The organism is Streptomyces sp. GDS52, assembly GCF_052246875.1.
GTDB classification, from domain to species: Bacteria; Actinomycetota; Actinomycetes; order Streptomycetales; family Streptomycetaceae; genus Streptomyces; species Streptomyces cathayae.
In genome coordinates, this window is record NZ_CM125966.1 from 2,665,983 (window position 1) to 2,681,930 (window position 15,948).

The following is a 15,948-nucleotide window of genomic DNA, read 5'->3' on the forward strand; positions in this document are numbered from 1 at the left end:
AGCCCACACGGCCAATTAGCCAGCGCCACAAGGGGATCGATATTCCGTGTCATCCGCTCTCCGTCCGTTGCTGACCGCCACCGCCGCGGGCACCCTGCTGTGCGCCCTGTGGTTCGTCCCGTCCGCCAACGCGACCTCCGACCTCCCGGCGGGAGGTACGCCCTCGACAAGCCCGTCTCCGCAGGTCACGGAGCAGGCGAGGGTCCTGTCCAGCACCTCGTCCATAGCGCCGACGACTGCGGCTCCGTCCGCGGTGTCAGCGCCGTCCGCGACGGAGGTCTCGCCGGCAACGGAGGTGTCGTCCGTGTCGGCGGCGTCTTCGGCGTCCTCAGGGGGTGTCGACGCCGCCGACGGGCAGGTCAGACTCGCCGCCACCGGCAGCTTCGACAGCACGCCGTACATCCTCGGCGGCACCGCCTGCCTCACCCTCGGCGCGGGCTTCGTCGCCTACTCGGTGCGCCGGGAGCGCCTGGACTTCTGACTCCCTTGGCCGTTCACCGAGATGAGCCCGCCTCCGGCGCCCCGCCCCCTGTGAACCTCACCGCAGCGGGCCGGTGACCTCTTCCACCGCCGCCAGCAGCCGGCCGTCGCGCACGAACGCCTCCGCCGCGGCGAGGTCGGGTGCGAGATGACGGTCCGGGCCGGGACCGCCCACGCCCGCCTTCCGCGCGGCCTCGACGACGGCCCGGGTCGCGGGCGCCGGCCTCAGCCCCTCGCGCAGTTCGACGGCACGCGCGGCGGCGTACAGCTCCACCGCGATGACCCGGGTGAGGTTGTCGACGGAGGTCCGCAGCTTGCGCGCGGCCGACCAGCCCATGGAGACGTGGTCCTCCTGCATCGCGGAGGACGGGATCGAGTCCGCCGACGCCGGTACGGCGAGCCGCTTCAGCTCGCTCACCAGCGCGGCCTGCGTGTACTGAGCGATCATCAGACCCGAGTCGACACCGGCGTCGTCGGCGAGGAACGGCGGCAGTCCGTGACTGCGGTTCTTGTCCAGCAGCCGGTCGGTGCGGCGCTCGGCGATGGAGCCGAGGTCGGCGACGGCGATGGCGAGGAAGTCCAGCACGTACGCCACCGGGGCGCCGTGGAAGTTGCCGTTGGACTCGACGCGCCCTCCCCCGGAGCCGGACGCCCCCGGTCCGGTGTCCGCGGGCAGCACCACCGGATTGTCGACGGCGGCGGCGAGTTCGCGCTCGGCGACCAGCCGGGCGTGGGCGATGGTGTCCCGTCCGGCGCCCGCGACCTGCGGGGCGCAGCGCACGGAGTAGGCGTCCTGGACCCGCGGGGCGTCGTCCTGGTGATGCCCCGTCATCCCCGAACCGGCGAGTACGGCCAGCATGTTGGCGGCGCTGGCGGCCTGGCCCGGGTGCGGGCGAAGGGCGTGCAGTTCGGGGGCGAGCACCTTGTCGGTGCCGAGCAGTGCCTCCAGGCTCAGGGCGGCCGTGACGTCGGCGGACCGGTACAGGACGTCGAGGTCGGCGAGGGCCATGACGAGCATGCCGAGCATGCCGTCGGTGCCGTTGAGGAGGGCCAGCCCTTCCTTCTCGCGCAGTTCGAGAGGCCGGATCCCGTGCGCGGCGAGCAGTTCACCGGCGGGGCGCAGGGTCCCGTCGGGCCCCTCGGCCTCCCCCTCGCCCATCAGCGCGAGGGCGCAGTGGGACAGCGGGGCCAGGTCACCGGAGCAGCCGAGCGAGCCGTACTCGTGCACGACCGGGGTGATCCCGGCGTTCAGCACGTCGGCCATGGTCTGCGCGACCTCGGGGCGTACGCCGGTGTGCCCGGAGCAGAGGGTCTTCAGCCGCAGGAACATCAGGGCGCGCACGACCTCCCGCTCGACGCGGGGGCCCATGCCGGCGGCGTGCGAGCGGACGATGTTGCGCTGCAGCCGCCCGCGCAGTTCCGGGCCGATGTACCGGGTCGCCAGGGCACCGAAGCCGGTGCTCACCCCGTACACGGGGTCCGGCTCGGCGGCCAGGGCGTCCACGATCCCGCGGGACGCGGCGAGGGCGGCCAGCGCCTCGCCGGAGAGCTCGACACGGGCACCGCCACGTGCCACGGCGAGCACGTCGGACGCGGTCACCGCGGACGCCCGCCCGTCTCCCAGCACCACCCTTCCCAGGCCGTGCCGCGCGCCTTCCCCGTTCACCACAGTGTGCATATCCATATTCAGGAGAGTACGCAGTGAATTCGATGATGTCATCACTGGAACCCGCGCTCACCCCTTACAGGTTCAGTACGCCTAAGGCGAGTGCCGGCCCCGGAAACGGCGGCGCTCTCCGTCCGCGTTCCGCGCGGGCTCGTCCGCCAGCCGTACGACCGGGTCGCCCGGTCCCGCACGCCCGGCGACGACGGGACGGGTGGCCCGCTCGGCCTTGGCGCGGTACTGCGCCGCGTCGGCCAGCCGGAAGAGCCGCCGGGCGGAGAGCACCGGCCCGATGGGGTCGCCGGTGGAGGCCACCCCGCAGGCCACCCCGTCCCCGATCCCCGACTCCACCGCACGGCGGCACACTTCGTCGGCCACCTTGACGACCTCTCCGGCGGACGGCCCCACCACCAGCAGACAGAACTCGTCCCCGCCGAGCCGCGCCGCCAGTGCTCCCGGCAGCATGGCCCCGCACAGGGACAGCACGCTCCCGAACCGCTCCAGCAGCCGGTCACCGACGGCGTGCCCCTGCGTGTCGTTGACCCGCTTGAGCCCGTTGACATCGCACACGACGAGGCTGACCACCGCCCCGTCCTCGCGATGCCGCTCGATCGCCTCGTCGAGGCGCACGTCCACCGCCCGACGGTTGGCGAGCCCGGTGAGCGCGTCCGTGTACGCCAGCCGCTGCGCCTCCTCCAGCCGCTCGCTCTGCGCGAGCCCGGCGGCGACGACGGCGGCCAGCACCATCGCGAAGTCGGCGTCACCGCGCCCGAAGACGGGCGCCCCCACCGGCCGGGCCACGTACAGCTCCCCCCACGCCCTCCCGTGCAGCACGATCGGGGCGACCACGCAGCAGCCGCGCCCGCGCCGCCGCAGAGCCGCGACCCGCTGATGACAGGCGCCGGGACTTGCCTCCGCCGACCCCTCGGCGGTCTCCACCCAGGCGTCGGGCTCGCCGCCACCGGCCCACCGCTCGTGCAGGAACTCGGCGATCTCGGCGAACTGGTGCACGGGATAGGCCTCGCCCTCCGGGAACTCCTCCTCGCCCGGTGCCAGCTCGCCGACGTTCACCAGGACCCGCAGCCGCCCCAGCTCCCGCTCCCACACGGACAGCGCGGCGAAACCCCCGCCGAGCGCCCGGCAGGCTCCGAGGGCCGCGGCCCGCCAGACCTCCTGCGAGCCCTGCACGGCGGCCATGCCCTGCGCCAGTGCCACCACGGCCGCCAGCCGGCTGTCCTCACCCATCCCTCCAGGCTAGGGACGTTCCGCACTAATCGGGAGATTTACGGAGCGAATGGGGAGCCGCCGAGGCGAGTCGCCGCAGGTGGGCGGGGCTCCGCCCACCACCGCCCGTCCACCACCGCCCGCCCGCCGCTCGTCGCCCGCCCGTTGCCGGACCGTCACCGCCCTGACGCCCGTCACCGCCCCGGCCAGTTCGGCTTGCGCTTCTCGTTGAAGGCGGCGACGCCCTCCGCGCGGTCGCCCGAGAACGCCACCGACCGCCAGGCGGCGTCCTCCACCTCGAGCCCGGCGGGCAGATCCAGCCCCTGCCCCAGACGCAGTGCCCGCTTGGCGGCCCGCAGGCCCACCGGTGAGTTCGCGGCGATCCGGGCGGCCATGGCCAGCGCCGCCTCCCGGTCCCGCCCCGCCTCCACCAACTCGTCGACGAGGCCCAGTTCACGGGCTTCGGCGGCCTCCACCCGACGCGCCGTGAAGATCAGCTCGGCGGCCCGGGCCGCCCCCACCCGCCTGGGCAGCAACTGCGTGCCGCCGCCGCCCGGAATCACCCCGACGGACACCTCGGGCAGTCCCAGCACGGCGGTGCGGTCGGCCACGATCACATCGCAGGACAGGGCCAGCTCGAAACCGCCCCCCAGCGCGAACCCGTGCACCGCCGCCACGGTCGGCACCGGCAGCTCCAGCACACCGGTGTAGGCCCCGCGCGCCACCGGCCGCTGACGGACCAGATCGGCGTCACTGAAGGAATTGCGCTCCTTCAGGTCGGCCCCGACGCAGAAGGCCCGTTCGTGCGACGAGGTCAGCACCACCGCCCGCACCTCCGGGTCTCCCCCCAGCTCCGCGCAGGCTCCGGCGACGGACCGGGCCATCTCGGTCGAGACCGCGTTCATGGCCTTGGGCCGGTCGAGGACGAGCTCCGCGACATGCCCCTGCTCATGCCGCCGCACCAGCACGAACTCCCCGAACCGTTCCTCACTCATGACACCCTCCGGTTAACGCGGGTTAACATCCGTCGCCCCCGATCATCGCAGCCGGAACCCACCCGGCAAAAGGGCGTACGTCCAGTTCCCTCCTCACCCCCCGTCCACCCGTTCGAGTGATATCCCGCCCGCTCCGGCCCGGACCCGGGCCGGAACGCATAACGTGCGCAGCACCGCGGCGCGTTGGGGGCGCGTCCGCAGGGGGAGGAATCGCATGACGACGAACACGCCGACCAGGCCACAGCCCACCGCACCGGACGCGGCCGACCGGGCACCGGCACACACCGGATTCGCCCTCTTCAGCGCGCGCATCCGGGGCCGGCACCGCAGACCGCGCCCCCGGAAGCTGCTGCTGGCCGTCGGCGGTCTGACCCTGGCGATCGGCGCCCTGAGCCTCGTACGCCTGGCGTCCGACCCCGGCCCCGGGGACATCGGAGCCGAGGCCGGCCCCCGCCCGGTCCCGGACACCGCGAATGCCGCAAGCCCCGGCCCGGCCGACGCCGACGGTTCCGACAGCACCGCCGGCGCCCCCACCGCGGGTCCGGCATCCCCCGCCCCGGAGGCGAGCCCTTCCTCGCCCACCGTCCTGGGTGGTGCGAGCGGCTCACCGCTCGCACCGTCCGCTCCGGCGGGCAGAGCCGCCGCACCGACCGCCACGACACCGGCCCTCACCGCCCCGACCCCGGCCGCACCGAACGCACCGAACGCACCGAGTACTCCGAACGGGCCGAACGCCCCCGGAGCGCCGCCCCCCGTCGACGCCGCACCGGGCGGGCCCCCACCGGGCCCTCCGGGCGGCACACCGTCTCAGCCGAAGCCACCACACCCGAAACCGAAGCCGCCACCGGACCGGCAGACACCACCACCCCCGCCGGCGGACCGGCCGGGCCAAACGGACGACGGCCCTCTCCTCTGCGTACCGATCATCGGCCTGTGCGTCGACGCCGACCTGGCTCTCAGCGGCTGAACAGACCGAACAGGCAGGACAGGTCGAACAGACAGGACCGGTTGAACAGGCAGGACCGGCCGGGGCGGCCGGCAGGAAGCGTCAGGAGCCGTCCCGGCGGGTGAGCAGCCAGGGTTCCACCACGCCCAGACCACGCACCGGCCGCTGATACATCGGCTGCAGCGCGAAGCGGTACGCCGGAGGCTTCTCGCCCTCCTTCTCCGCCGAGGCCGCCGCCTCGGCAGCGGCCGCCTCGGAGGCGGGGGCGTCTTCGGTGCGGATCAGCTCCTCGGCGAACGCGGTGTCGATGAGCACGCCGTCACGAGGAGCTATCGAGGTGAGCCGGGAGGCGAGGTTCACCGTCGTACCGAAGACATCACCCATCCGGGTGGTGACGGTGCCGAAGGCCATGCCGACCCGCAGCTCAGGCATCGTCTCGTCGTTCGCCATCGTCTCGATCAGCAGCATGGCGATCTCCGCGGCCGTCCCCGCGTCGTCGGCGGCGTAGAGCACCTCGTCGCCGAGGGTCTTGATGAGCCGCCCGCCGCGCGCGGCCACCAGGTCGGCGGCGGTCGTCTCGAAGGCCTCGACGAGCTCGCCGAGTTCCTCCTCCTCCATCCGCCGGGTGAGCCGGGTGAACCCGACGAGGTCCGCGAACGCGACGGCGAGCCGCCGGTCCACCATCTCCTCGTCGTCTGCCGCCTGGAGCACCCGCCCGGCCGAGGCGGCGAGTTGCCGCCGCCAGACGTAGACGAGGAACTCCTCCAGCTCGGGCAGGAGCAGCTCGATGATGGGATACGTGACCTCGGTGCGGGTCATGCCCAGCTCGGGCGGCTCGGTCAGCCCTTCCAGGAAGGAGTCGATCTGCCACTCGGCCAGTCGCGCGGTGGTCTGTCCCGTGGACCGCGCCACCTGCACGGCCATGGCCTCGCTGAGCAGCCCCGCCTCCACCAGACCGGCCAGCCGGCGCAGGGCCAGGACGTCGGCCTCGGTCAGCGCCTTGGCCTGTCCTACGTCCGCGAATCCCATGGCCCGCCAGAAGCGCGTGGCCGTTTCCACGGTGACGCTGGCGCTGCGCGCCGCCTGAAAAGGGGTGTAACGGCGCTCGGCGCCCAGGATGAGCTGTTCGAGACGCAGAGCGAGCGGGTCCTCGCCGTTGTCGGCGGAACGGGAGTCGTCCCCCCGTCGGCTCCTCCGATCAGGGGACTCCTCCCGATCAGGAGGACTCGAGGGCTGGGGAGGCTCCGCGCGGCCCTGCGCTTCCGTACCGGAGCCCGAGTCGTCGACGGTCACGCGTTGCTGCCCTTCCGATCTGCCACGGCCATGTATCGACCGCCCTCAACTCTACGGCAGGTGTGCGCCAGCTCACTCCGCCCGGTCGGCTCGACAGGTGGCACGACCGGCGCATTCGTCATCGGTGTACCCACCGTGGGCACCCGCATCCGCATCCGCGTGCGCCCACCGCGCCCCCGCCCGGGCCCGCCCCGGACCCCGTCACCCGCCCTCGACGGGGCGCACGTGCACGATGTCCCCCGCTCCCACCGGTTCCTGCACCCCGGCCTCCGTCGCCAGCACCAGCCGCCCGTCCCCGTCGACCGCGACCGCCTCGCCCACCAGCGCCCTGCCCCCCGGCAGCTCGGCCCGCACCGTCCGCCCGAGCGTCGCGCACCCCGCGGCGTACGTCTCCTGCAGGCCGCTCACCGCCGGATCGCCGCCCGCGGCCCGCCAGCGCCCGTACCACTCCTCCAGCGACCGCAGCACCCCGCGCAGCAGCGGGTCCCGGTCGGTGTTCACCGCGCCCGCCAGCGCCAGCGACCCGGCGGTGGGCACCGGCAGCTCGTCGGCGCGCAGGCTGACGTTGATGCCGACGCCGATCACCACCCCGTCGGCACCGGCCAGCTCCGCGAGGATGCCGCCGGCCTTGCGCTCCTCGCCGCCGACGGTGACGAGCAGGTCGTTGGGCCACTTCAGGGCGGTGTCGACGCCCGCCGTCCGGGACAGTCCGGTCGCCACCGCGACGCCGGTGAGCAGCGTCAGCCAGCCCCAGCGGGCCACGGGCACCTCGGTGGGCCGGAGCAGCACGGAGAAGGAGAGTCCGGAGCGGGCCGGGGCCGTCCAGTGCCGGTCCAGGCGGCCCCGCGCGGCGGTCTGCTCCTCGGCGACGAGGACGGTCCCCTCCTCCGCCTTCCCCGCGGCGGTACGGGCCACCAGATCGGAGTTGGTGGAGCCGGTGCGCTGCACCACGTCGACCTGCCGCCACAGCCCGCCGGCGCGCACCAGCCCCCTGCGCAGGCCGGCGGCGTTCAGCGGGGGGCGGTCGAGGTCGGACCAGCGCTGCGACCGCTCCGGCCGCGGCGGACGCTGCCCGCCGGGCGTACCTTCGTCATCAGGTGACTGAGTCATGCGGGCAACCCTAGGTTCGGCGGTCTTCCTCCCGCAGCGCGGGCGGACCCGTCGTCCGCCGGCCTGCGACCGCCGGCACGGAATCGCGTTCTCCGGTCTGGGAAGAGGCCCGGCGTGTGGGATAGACCGCACTGCCGACCCCGGGAGCCCGCACTACGCTACGGATGAGTAACCGTCCCCCCTTATGGGCCTTATGAGCAGGCAGGGAGCCGCATCCCGATGTCCGAGCCGGAAGAGCAGCAGCCTGACATGCGTACGACCGCGGGGAAGCTCGCGGACCTGCAACAACGTATCGACCAGGCCACGCACGCCGGCTCGCAGCGCGCGGTGGAGAAACAGCACGCCAAGGGCAAACTGACCGCCCGGGAACGGATCGCCCTGCTGCTGGACGAGGACTCCTTCGTGGAGCTGGACGAGTTCGCCCGGCACCGCTCCACCGGCTTCGGCCTGGAGACCAACCGCCCCTACGGCGACGGCGTCATCACCGGCTACGGCACCGTCGACGGCCGCCCCGTCGCCGTCTTCTCCCAGGACTTCACCGTCTTCGGCGGCGCCCTGGGCGAGGTCTACGGCCAGAAGATCGTCAAGGTGATGGACTTCGCCCTGAAGACCGGCTGCCCCGTCATCGGCATCAACGACTCCGGCGGCGCCCGCATCCAGGAGGGCGTGGCCTCACTGGGCGCCTACGGCGAGATCTTCCGCCGCAACACCCACGCCTCCGGCGTGATCCCGCAGATCTCCCTGGTCCTGGGCCCGTGCGCGGGCGGCGCGGTCTACTCCCCGGCGATCACCGACTTCACCGTCATGGTCGACCGGACGTCGCACATGTTCATCACCGGACCGGACGTGATCAAGACGGTCACCGGCGAGGACGTCGGCTTCGAGGAGCTGGGCGGCGCCCGCACCCACAACACCGCCTCCGGGGTGGCCCACCACCTGGCCGGCGACGAGAAGGACGCCATCGAGTACGTCCAGCAGCTGCTGTCCTACCTGCCCTCCAACAACCTCGCCGAGGCGCCCGCCTTCCCCCAGGAAGCCGACCTGGAGCTGACCGGCACCGACCGGGAACTGGACGTCCTGGTCCCGGACTCCGCCAACCAGCCCTACGACATGCACACCGTCATCGAGCACGTGCTGGACGACGGCGAGTTCCTCCAGACCCAGCCGCTGTTCGCCCCGAACATCCTCACCGGCTACGGCCGCATCGAGGGCCGCCCCGTCGGGATCGTCGCCAACCAGCCGCTGCAGCTGGCCGGCTGCCTGGACATCACCGCCAGCGAGAAGGCCGCCCGCTTCGTGCGCACCTGCGACGCCTTCAACCTGCCGGTGATCACCTTCGTGGACGTGCCCGGCTTCCTGCCCGGGGTGGACCAGGAACACGACGGCATCATCCGCCGCGGCGCCAAACTGATCTTCGCCTACGCGGAGGCCACCGTCCCGCTGATCACGGTCATCACCCGCAAGGCGTTCGGCGGCGCCTACGACGTGATGGGCTCCAAACACCTGGGCGCCGACCTGAACCTGGCCTGGCCCACCGCGCAGATCGCGGTGATGGGCGCCCAGGGCGCGGTCAACATCCTGCACCGGCGCACCATCGCCGGCGCCGAAGACCCCGAGGCCGCCCGCGCCCAGCTGATGCGGGAGTACGAGGACGCCCTGCTCAACCCCTATGCCGCGGCCGAGCGCGGCTACGTGGACGCGGTGATCATGCCCTCCGAGACCCGCCGCCACCTGGTCCGCGGACTGCGCCAGCTGCGCACCAAACGCGAGACGCTGCCGCCCAAGAAACACGGCAACATCCCCCTCTGACCCCCGCCGACCCCCCCAGCCCTCTTCCAACCCGCCTCTTCCAGCCCGCCTTCTCGCCCCCCCAGGAGCCGCTGTGATCAAGGTCGTACGGGGCAACCCCACCCCGGAGGAGCTCGCCGCCGCACTGGCGGTGGTCCGCGTCCGCGCCGCGGCGGCGTCCGCCTCGCCGTCCGGCGCGGACGCCCCCCGCGACTCCTGGTCCGACCCGTCCCGCATCGCCGCCCGCCACCTGCCCCAGCCGGGGCCGACGGCCTGGTCACGGACGTACTGGCCGGGCGGGTAGGGCCGTCCGACGCACCGGCCGGCGGTGACGCCCGGGGAAGTTGAGTACGCGTACTCAGGCACCCCGGGGGTCGCCGCCGGAGCATGGAGGACATGCTGTGGTCCGACCCCGAGAACGAGCCGCCCAAGGAACTGCGGGACACCCAGGACATGCTGCGGCGGCTGGGCGTTCTCGTGGCGCTGGCCATGGTGCTCGCGATGCTCGTGATCGGCGTGAGGTGAGGCATCCGGCCCACGCCGATACGCTGACCGCATGACAGATCAGCTCCGCCGCCGGCTCGTGCTCGCCTCCCAGTCCCCCGCCCGGCTCGGGCTGCTCCGCCAGGCCGGACTCGACCCCGAGGTGGTCGTCAGCGGTGTCGACGAGGACGCCGTCACCGCGCCCACCCCTGCCGAACTGGCACTCGCCCTCGCCGAGGCGAAGGCCTCCGTCGTCGCCGCGAAGCCCGAGGTCAAGGGCGCACTGGTGATCGGCTGCGACTCGGTGCTCGAACTGGACGGCCGGGCCCTCGGCAAGCCGAGCGACGCCGAGGAGGCCACCGCTCGCTGGAAGGCGATGCGGGGCCGTGCGGGCATCCTGCAGACCGGCCACTGCGTCTACGACACCCTCGCCGAGGGCAGTCGGTACGCCTCCGCCACCGCGTCCACCGTGGTCCGTTTCGGCGAACCCACGGACGAGGAGATCGCCGCCTACGTCGCGTCCGGCGAACCGCTCCGGGTCGCGGGGGCGTTCACCCTGGACGGCCGCTCGGCCCCGTTCATCGAGGGCATCGACGGCGACCACGGGAACGTCATCGGCATCAGCCTGCCGCTGGTGCGGCGCCTGCTGGCCGAGCTGGGCGTCGGCATCACGGAGCTGTGGGCGCCGCCGGAGGCGTGACCGGGGCCCCGTCGGCACCGCGGGGCGCAAGACCGGCGGGCACGGGAGCGGCAGATACGGGGGCGACGGGCGCGTCCGGGTGGTCGTGCGTCATCAGCAGCAGGACGACGAGGCCCAGCACCACCACCATGTACAGGAAGGCGTGCGGGCCGACCAGGCCCCACCCGAGCGCGCCGAGCAGCGCGTGCACCACGGCGGCGCTGATCAGCAGCGCCCTGCCCGGTCCGGCGGGGGCGCGGTCGCGCAGGGCGACCAGCAGCGCGACGAGGCCGCACAGCGCGAAGTGGAGCCCGAGGACGATGCCGCCGGCCTTCGAGGACACCGACATCAGGTGCGGGTCGAGGCCGGCCAGCGACATGTGCTGCCGGTCGACGACCACCCCGAGGAACCAGTTCACCGCCCCGACGCCGAGCGCCTCGACGCAGAGCACGAGCGCCACGATCCACGCCACCGGTCTGCGGACCACCGGCCCCCACCCACTTTCGCGCACGACTGTGGTTACCCCGAGTACGTTCGAGGCAGCGCGAACGCTACTGGCAAGTAAAGCCGGGGACAAGGGTCCCGCGAAGGGCAGAGAACCATTGGGCCATTCGTAGGGACTCGACAAAAAAACGTAGTGGGCCGCAGCACGCTCTCACAGAGACCTTGAGCACATGAGAAGGCTAGGGTTTCCCGAAGGAGTCTTGCGTACCAAGGTGCGACATGGGATTTCGCGGGTCGAGCGAGCACCGGATCACACTCCGTGTGGGCAAGCTCACCCATGGGGACAGGTCGTAGTGCCGTGTCGGCAGTCCCTAAACTCGGCTTGTTTCAAGGAGGGAGCCTCAATCGTGCGCAAGGTGCTCATCGCCAACCGTGGCGAAATCGCTGTCCGTGTGGCCCGGGCCTGCCGGGACGCCGGCCTCACCAGCGTCGCCGTCTACGCCGACCCGGACCGGGACGCTCTGCACGTCCGCGCCGCGGACGAGGCCTTCGCCCTGGGCGGTGACACCCCGGCCACCAGCTACCTGGACAGCGACAAGGTCCTCAAGGCCGCCGCCGAGTCCGGCGCGGACGCCATCCACCCCGGCTACGGCTTCCTCTCCGAGAACGCCGACTTCGCCCAGGCCGTCCTGGACGCCGGCCTGACCTGGATCGGCCCGCCCCCGGCCGCCATCCGCAACCTGGGCGACAAGGTCGCCGCCCGGCACATCGCCCAACGCGCCGGCGCCCCCCTGGTGGCCGGCACCCCCGACCCGGTCACCGGGGCCGAGGAGGTCCTCGCCTTCGCGAAGCAGCACGGCCTGCCCATCGCCATCAAGGCCGCCTTCGGCGGCGGCGGCCGCGGCCTGAAGGTCGCCCGCACCCTGGAGGAGATCCCCGAGCTCTACGACTCCGCGGTCCGCGAGGCCACCGCCGCCTTCGGCCGCGGCGAATGCTTCGTCGAGCGCTACCTGGACCAACCCCGGCACGTGGAGACCCAGTGCCTGGCCGACACCCACGGCAACGTGGTGGTCGTCTCCACCCGCGACTGCTCGCTGCAGCGCCGCCACCAAAAACTCGTCGAGGAGGCCCCCGCCCCCTTCCTCTCCGACACCCAGGTGGCCGAGCTGTACGCCTCCTCCAAGGCCATCCTCAGGGAGGCCGGCTACGTCGGCGCCGGCACCGTGGAATTCCTGGTCGGCGCCGACGGCACCATCTCCTTTTTGGAGGTCAACACCCGCCTGCAGGTCGAACACCCGGTCACCGAGGAGGTCGCCGGCCTCGACCTGGTCCGCGAGATGTTCCGCATCGCCGACGGCCAGCCGCTGGGCTACGACGACCCGCCGCTGCGCGGCCACTCCTTCGAGTTCCGCATCAACGGCGAGGACCCGGGCCGCAACTTCCTGCCCGCCCCCGGCACGGTGACCGCCTTCGCCCCGCCCACCGGACCCGGCGTGCGCCTGGACGCCGGGGTGGAGTCCGGCAGCGTGATCGGCCCGGCCTGGGACTCGCTGCTGGCCAAACTGATCGTCACCGGCCGCACCCGCGCCGAGGCCCTGCAGCGCGCCGCCCGCGCCCTGGACGAGTTCACCGTCGAGGGCATGGCCACCGCCATCCCCTTCCACCGCGCGGTGGTGGCCGATCCGGCCTTCGCCCCCGAGCTGCACGGCCAGGACGGCCCGTTCAGCGTGCACACCCGCTGGATCGAGACCGAGTTCGTCAACGACATCAAGCCGTTCACGGCCGGCACCGACGCCGAGGCCGACGAGGAGGACGCGGGCCGCGAGACCGTGGTGGTCGAGGTCGGCGGCAAGCGCCTGGAGGTCTCGCTGCCCGCCTCGCTGGGCATGTCGCTGGCCCGCACCGGGCTGGCGGCCGGCGCCCGGCCCAAGCGGCGGGCGGCCAGGAAGTCCGGCCCGGCCGCCTCCGGCGACACCCTGGCCTCCCCGATGCAGGGCACCATCGTCAAGATCGCCGTCGAGGAGGGCCAGCAGGTCCAGGAGGGCGACCTGGTGGTGGTGCTGGAGGCGATGAAGATGGAACAGCCGCTGAACGCGCACCGCTCGGGCACCGTCAAGGCGCTGAGCGCCGAGGTCGGCGCGTCCGTCACCTCCGGCGCGGTCATCTGCGAGATCAAGGACTGATCCGCACCACACCGGACCCGCGCCTGTACCCCCGGGCGCCCGGCGGAGCCGCACAGGCCCCGCCGGGCGCCCGGCGTCATCACCGCCTGCGCAGGTCCGCGACGCGCGCCCGCTCCGCGCTCTGGGCCTGTTCGGCCGCTCCCAGGGCCACGGCCGAGCGCAGCCCCGGACCCTGTCGGCGCGGCCCCGGCAGCGGCATGTCCCGGCGCTGCTGCTGACGTGCCGGGGCCGTGTCACCCCCCGGGCCCGCGGCACCTCCCGGCGCCCCGGCCACGGCGATCTGCACGCCCCGGTCGGCGAGCGCCTGCAACTCGGTGCCGGCCCGGTCGTCGTGCGCGGGCGGCTCGTCCGTCACCAGGCGGGTGATGACGTCCGTGGGCACGGTCTGGAACATGGTGTCCATGCCGAGCTTGCCGTGGTCGGCGAGGACCACCACCTCCGCGGCGGCCTGCACCAGCGCCCGGTCGACGGAGGCCGACAGCATGTTGGACGTGGACAGCCCCCGCTCGGCGGTCAGCCCGCTCCCGGAGAGGAACGCCCTGGACACCCGCAGTCCCTGGAGGGACTGCTCGGCCCCGCTGCCGACGAGGGCGTAGTTCGAACCGCGGAGCGTACCGCCGGTCATCACGACCTCCACCCGGTTGGCGTGCGCCAACGCCTGGGCCACGAGCAGGGAGTTGGTGACGACGGTCAGACCGGGCACCCGGGCCAGCCGGCGGGCCAGCTCCTGCGTGGTGGTGCCCGCACCGACCACGATGGCCTCGCCCTCCTCCACGAGACCGGCGGCGAGGTCGGCGATGGCGGTCTTCTCGGCGGTCGCGAGATGCGACTTCTGCGGGAAACCGGACTCCCGGGTGAACCCACCCGGGAGTACCGCACCGCCGTGCCGGCGGTCGAGGAGTCCTTCTGCCTCCAGCGCGCGCACGTCCCGCCGTACGGTCACTTCGGAGGTCTGGACGACGCGGGCGAGCTCACGGAGCGACACGGCCCCGTTCGCTCGCACCATTTCGAGGATCAATTGGCGACGTTCTGCAGCGAACACGAAACTGACAGTAACGCCAGCGACCGTCGGCTTTCAGCACTTTGCGCTGAATAGCAGAAGTTGTTCGTACACCCGACCGCCGAGTGGTATAAGCCCTAGTCGTCCCGCATATGCCGAACACCTATCCGGCAACTCCCCGTGACCCACCGGGAGTTGGTTTAAGACGTCAGGACTCTCCCGTCACCTTGCGCGTGTGCAGCTGCCGTGCCACCTCGGCGATCGACCCCGACAACGAGGGGTACACGGTGAAGGCGTTCGCGATCTGCTCGACCGTCAGGTTGTTGTCGACCGCGAGCGAGATGGGGTGGATGAGCTCCGAGGCGCGCGGCGCCACGACGACGCCGCCCACCACGATCTCGGTGCCCGGCCGGCAGAAGATCTTGACGAAGCCGTCGCGGATGCCCTGCATCTTCGCGCGGGGGTTGCGCAGCAGCGGCAGCTTCACGACCCGCGCGTCGATCTTCCCGGAGTCGACCTCGGCCTGGCTGTAGCCGACGGTGGCGATCTCGGGGTCGGTGAAGACGTTCGACGAGACGGTCTTCAGGTTCAGCGGAGCCACCGCGTCGCCCAGGAAGTGGTACATGGCGATCCGTCCCTGCATCGCCGCCACCGACGCCAGCGCGAAGACGCCGGTGACGTCGCCGGCCGCGTACACGCCCGGAGCGGTGGTCCGGGACACCCTGTCGGTCCAGATGTGCCCCGACTCGCGCAGCTTGACCCCGGCCTCCTCGAGCCCCATGCCCGCGGAGTTCGGGATGGCGCCGACGGCCATCAGGCAGTGCGACCCGGTGATGACCCGCCCGTCGGCGAGGGTCACCTCCACCCGGTCCCCGACCCGCTTGGCGGACTGCGCGCGCGAACGCGCCATGACGTTCATGCCGCGCCGGCGGAAGACGTCCTCCAGCACCGCGGCGGCGTCCGGGTCCTCACCCGGCAGCACCCGGTCGCGCGAGGACACGAGCGTCACCTTCGACCCCAGCGCCTGGTAGGCACCGGCGAACTCGGCACCGGTCACACCGGAACCGACCACGATGAGCTCCTCGGGGAGCTCGTTCAGGTCGTACACCTGCGTCCAGTTGAGGATGCGCTCGCCGTCGGGCCGCGCGTCGGGCAGCTCGCGGGGGTGACCGCCGGTGGCGATGAGCACCGCGTCGGCGGTCAGCGTCTCCTCGGATCCGTCGGCGGCCCGGACCACGACCTTGCGCGACCCGTCCAGGGCCTGCATGCCCTCGAGCCGCCCCCGCCCGCGCAGCACCCGCGCACCGGCCCGTGTCACGGACGCGGCGATGTCGTGCGACTGGGCCAGGGCCAGCCGCTTCACCCGGCGGTTCACCTTCCCCAGGTCCACGCCCACCACCCGGGCGGCCTGCTCCACGTGCGGGGTGTCGTCGGCCACGATGATGCCGAGTTCCTCGTAGGAGGAGTCGAAGGTGGTCATCACCTCGGCCGTGGCGATCAGGGTCTTCGAGGGCACGCAGTCGGTGAGCACCGACGCCCCGCCCAGACCGTCGGAGTCGACGACGGTCACCTCCGCGCCGAGCTGCGCGGCGACCAGCGCCGCTTCGTATCCGCCGGGTCCGCCACCGATGATCACGATCCGAGTCACGTGCTCCATTGT

At 72.8% G+C, this 15,948-nt stretch carries 15 protein-coding genes; 7 read left to right on the plus strand and 8 right to left on the minus strand.

The window, feature by feature from the left end:
- The first annotated feature begins 46 nt into the window (after nucleotides 1-46).
- Nucleotides 47-481 (plus strand): hypothetical protein, encoded by a 435-nt coding sequence (locus tag ACTWJ9_RS11960; RefSeq protein WP_279334245.1) that lies wholly within the window; start codon nucleotides 47-49, stop codon nucleotides 479-481.
- Between the two features lie 57 nt (nucleotides 482-538).
- Here the strand turns inward: ACTWJ9_RS11960 and hutH are convergent, their stop codons facing one another.
- The 3 genes from hutH to ACTWJ9_RS11975 form a co-directional block, all read right to left on the minus strand.
- Nucleotides 539-2,158 (minus strand): histidine ammonia-lyase, encoded by a 1,620-nt coding sequence (gene hutH, locus ACTWJ9_RS11965; protein WP_387040227.1) that lies wholly within the window; start codon nucleotides 2,156-2,158, stop codon nucleotides 539-541.
- Between the two features lie 81 nt (nucleotides 2,159-2,239).
- Nucleotides 2,240-3,388, minus strand: a complete 1,149-nt coding sequence (locus ACTWJ9_RS11970) for a GGDEF domain-containing protein (RefSeq protein ID WP_279334247.1) — start codon at nucleotides 3,386-3,388, stop codon at nucleotides 2,240-2,242.
- 173 nt (nucleotides 3,389-3,561) lie between these two features.
- Entirely contained in the window at nucleotides 3,562-4,362 is an 801-nt protein-coding gene (locus ACTWJ9_RS11975; protein WP_279334248.1) for an enoyl-CoA hydratase/isomerase family protein, read from the minus strand.
- A 214-nt stretch (nucleotides 4,363-4,576) separates the two neighbouring features.
- Between ACTWJ9_RS11975 and ACTWJ9_RS11980 the strand changes: the two genes are divergently transcribed.
- Complete coding sequence (locus ACTWJ9_RS11980) at nucleotides 4,577-5,329, plus strand: hypothetical protein (protein ID WP_443295688.1); 753 nt, start codon at nucleotides 4,577-4,579, stop codon at nucleotides 5,327-5,329.
- An 81-nt stretch (nucleotides 5,330-5,410) separates the two neighbouring features.
- On the opposite strand, the gene ACTWJ9_RS11985 is transcribed toward ACTWJ9_RS11980, so the two are convergent.
- Complete coding sequence (locus tag ACTWJ9_RS11985) at nucleotides 5,411-6,601, minus strand: adenylate/guanylate cyclase domain-containing protein (protein WP_279334250.1); 1,191 nt, start codon at nucleotides 6,599-6,601, stop codon at nucleotides 5,411-5,413.
- A gap of 201 nt (nucleotides 6,602-6,802) precedes the next feature.
- On the minus strand, nucleotides 6,803-7,711 hold the full coding sequence (locus ACTWJ9_RS11990; protein WP_443295689.1) for a biotin--[acetyl-CoA-carboxylase] ligase: 909 nt from the start codon (nucleotides 7,709-7,711) through the stop codon (nucleotides 6,803-6,805).
- Between the two features lie 219 nt (nucleotides 7,712-7,930).
- On the opposite strand from ACTWJ9_RS11990, the gene ACTWJ9_RS11995 reads away from it, so the two are divergent.
- The 4 genes from ACTWJ9_RS11995 to ACTWJ9_RS12010 all read left to right on the plus strand — a co-directional run bounded on the left by ACTWJ9_RS11995 (nucleotide 7,931) and on the right by ACTWJ9_RS12010 (nucleotide 10,682).
- On the plus strand, nucleotides 7,931-9,520 hold the full coding sequence (locus ACTWJ9_RS11995) for an acyl-CoA carboxylase subunit beta (RefSeq protein ID WP_279334252.1): 1,590 nt from the start codon (nucleotides 7,931-7,933) through the stop codon (nucleotides 9,518-9,520).
- 73 nt (nucleotides 9,521-9,593) lie between these two features.
- Nucleotides 9,594-9,803: an acyl-CoA carboxylase epsilon subunit gene (locus tag ACTWJ9_RS12000; RefSeq protein WP_279334253.1), complete on the plus strand. Its 210-nt coding sequence runs from the start codon at nucleotides 9,594-9,596 to the stop codon at nucleotides 9,801-9,803.
- A 92-nt stretch (nucleotides 9,804-9,895) separates the two neighbouring features.
- The gene (mmpB, locus tag ACTWJ9_RS12005; RefSeq protein WP_279334254.1) at nucleotides 9,896-10,024 is read left to right on the plus strand and encodes a morphogenic membrane protein MmpB; all 129 of its coding nucleotides are present in this window, start codon (nucleotides 9,896-9,898) and stop codon (nucleotides 10,022-10,024) included.
- A gap of 31 nt (nucleotides 10,025-10,055) precedes the next feature.
- Nucleotides 10,056-10,682, plus strand: a complete 627-nt coding sequence (locus ACTWJ9_RS12010) for a Maf family protein (protein ID WP_279334255.1) — start codon at nucleotides 10,056-10,058, stop codon at nucleotides 10,680-10,682.
- On the opposite strand, the gene ACTWJ9_RS12015 is transcribed toward ACTWJ9_RS12010, so the two are convergent.
- The gene (locus ACTWJ9_RS12015) at nucleotides 10,651-11,148 is read right to left on the minus strand and encodes a hypothetical protein (protein ID WP_387042777.1); all 498 of its coding nucleotides are present in this window, start codon (nucleotides 11,146-11,148) and stop codon (nucleotides 10,651-10,653) included. The two genes, ACTWJ9_RS12010 and ACTWJ9_RS12015, sit on opposite strands and share 32 nt — an antisense overlap.
- 364 nt (nucleotides 11,149-11,512) lie before the next feature.
- On the opposite strand from ACTWJ9_RS12015, the gene ACTWJ9_RS12020 reads away from it, so the two are divergent.
- Entirely contained in the window at nucleotides 11,513-13,288 is a 1,776-nt protein-coding gene (locus ACTWJ9_RS12020; RefSeq protein WP_443295692.1) for an acetyl/propionyl/methylcrotonyl-CoA carboxylase subunit alpha, read from the plus strand.
- 79 nt (nucleotides 13,289-13,367) lie between these two features.
- On the opposite strand, the gene ACTWJ9_RS12025 is transcribed toward ACTWJ9_RS12020, so the two are convergent.
- Nucleotides 13,368-14,330 carry a DeoR/GlpR family DNA-binding transcription regulator gene (locus ACTWJ9_RS12025; RefSeq protein WP_279334258.1) on the minus strand — a complete coding sequence of 321 codons (963 nt, stop codon included), beginning with the start codon at nucleotides 14,328-14,330 and terminating at the stop codon, nucleotides 13,368-13,370.
- A 166-nt stretch (nucleotides 14,331-14,496) separates the two neighbouring features.
- Nucleotides 14,497-15,945: an NAD(P)H-quinone dehydrogenase gene (locus tag ACTWJ9_RS12030; protein ID WP_279334259.1), complete on the minus strand. Its 1,449-nt coding sequence runs from the start codon at nucleotides 15,943-15,945 to the stop codon at nucleotides 14,497-14,499.
- Nucleotides 15,946-15,948 lie beyond the last annotated feature (3 nt).

Bases quoted from the DNA above. Each gene is read 5' to 3' on its own strand.
- ACTWJ9_RS12030 (WP_279334259.1), bottom strand. From the start codon at position 15,945: ATGGAGCACGTGACTCGGATCGTGATCATCGGTGGCGGACCCGGCGGA.
- mmpB (WP_279334254.1), top strand. From the start codon at position 9,896: ATGCTGTGGTCCGACCCCGAGAACGAGCCGCCCAAGGAACTGCGGGAC.
- hutH (WP_387040227.1), bottom strand. From the start codon at position 2,158: ATGCACACTGTGGTGAACGGGGAAGGCGCGCGGCACGGCCTGGGAAGG.
- ACTWJ9_RS11990 (WP_443295689.1), bottom strand. From the start codon at position 7,711: ATGACTCAGTCACCTGATGACGAAGGTACGCCCGGCGGGCAGCGTCCG.
- ACTWJ9_RS12010 (WP_279334255.1), top strand. From the start codon at position 10,056: ATGACAGATCAGCTCCGCCGCCGGCTCGTGCTCGCCTCCCAGTCCCCC.
- ACTWJ9_RS11970 (WP_279334247.1), bottom strand. From the start codon at position 3,388: ATGGGTGAGGACAGCCGGCTGGCGGCCGTGGTGGCACTGGCGCAGGGC.
- ACTWJ9_RS11995 (WP_279334252.1), top strand. From the start codon at position 7,931: ATGTCCGAGCCGGAAGAGCAGCAGCCTGACATGCGTACGACCGCGGGG.
- ACTWJ9_RS11980 (WP_443295688.1), top strand. From the start codon at position 4,577: ATGACGACGAACACGCCGACCAGGCCACAGCCCACCGCACCGGACGCG.
- ACTWJ9_RS11975 (WP_279334248.1), bottom strand. From the start codon at position 4,362: ATGAGTGAGGAACGGTTCGGGGAGTTCGTGCTGGTGCGGCGGCATGAG.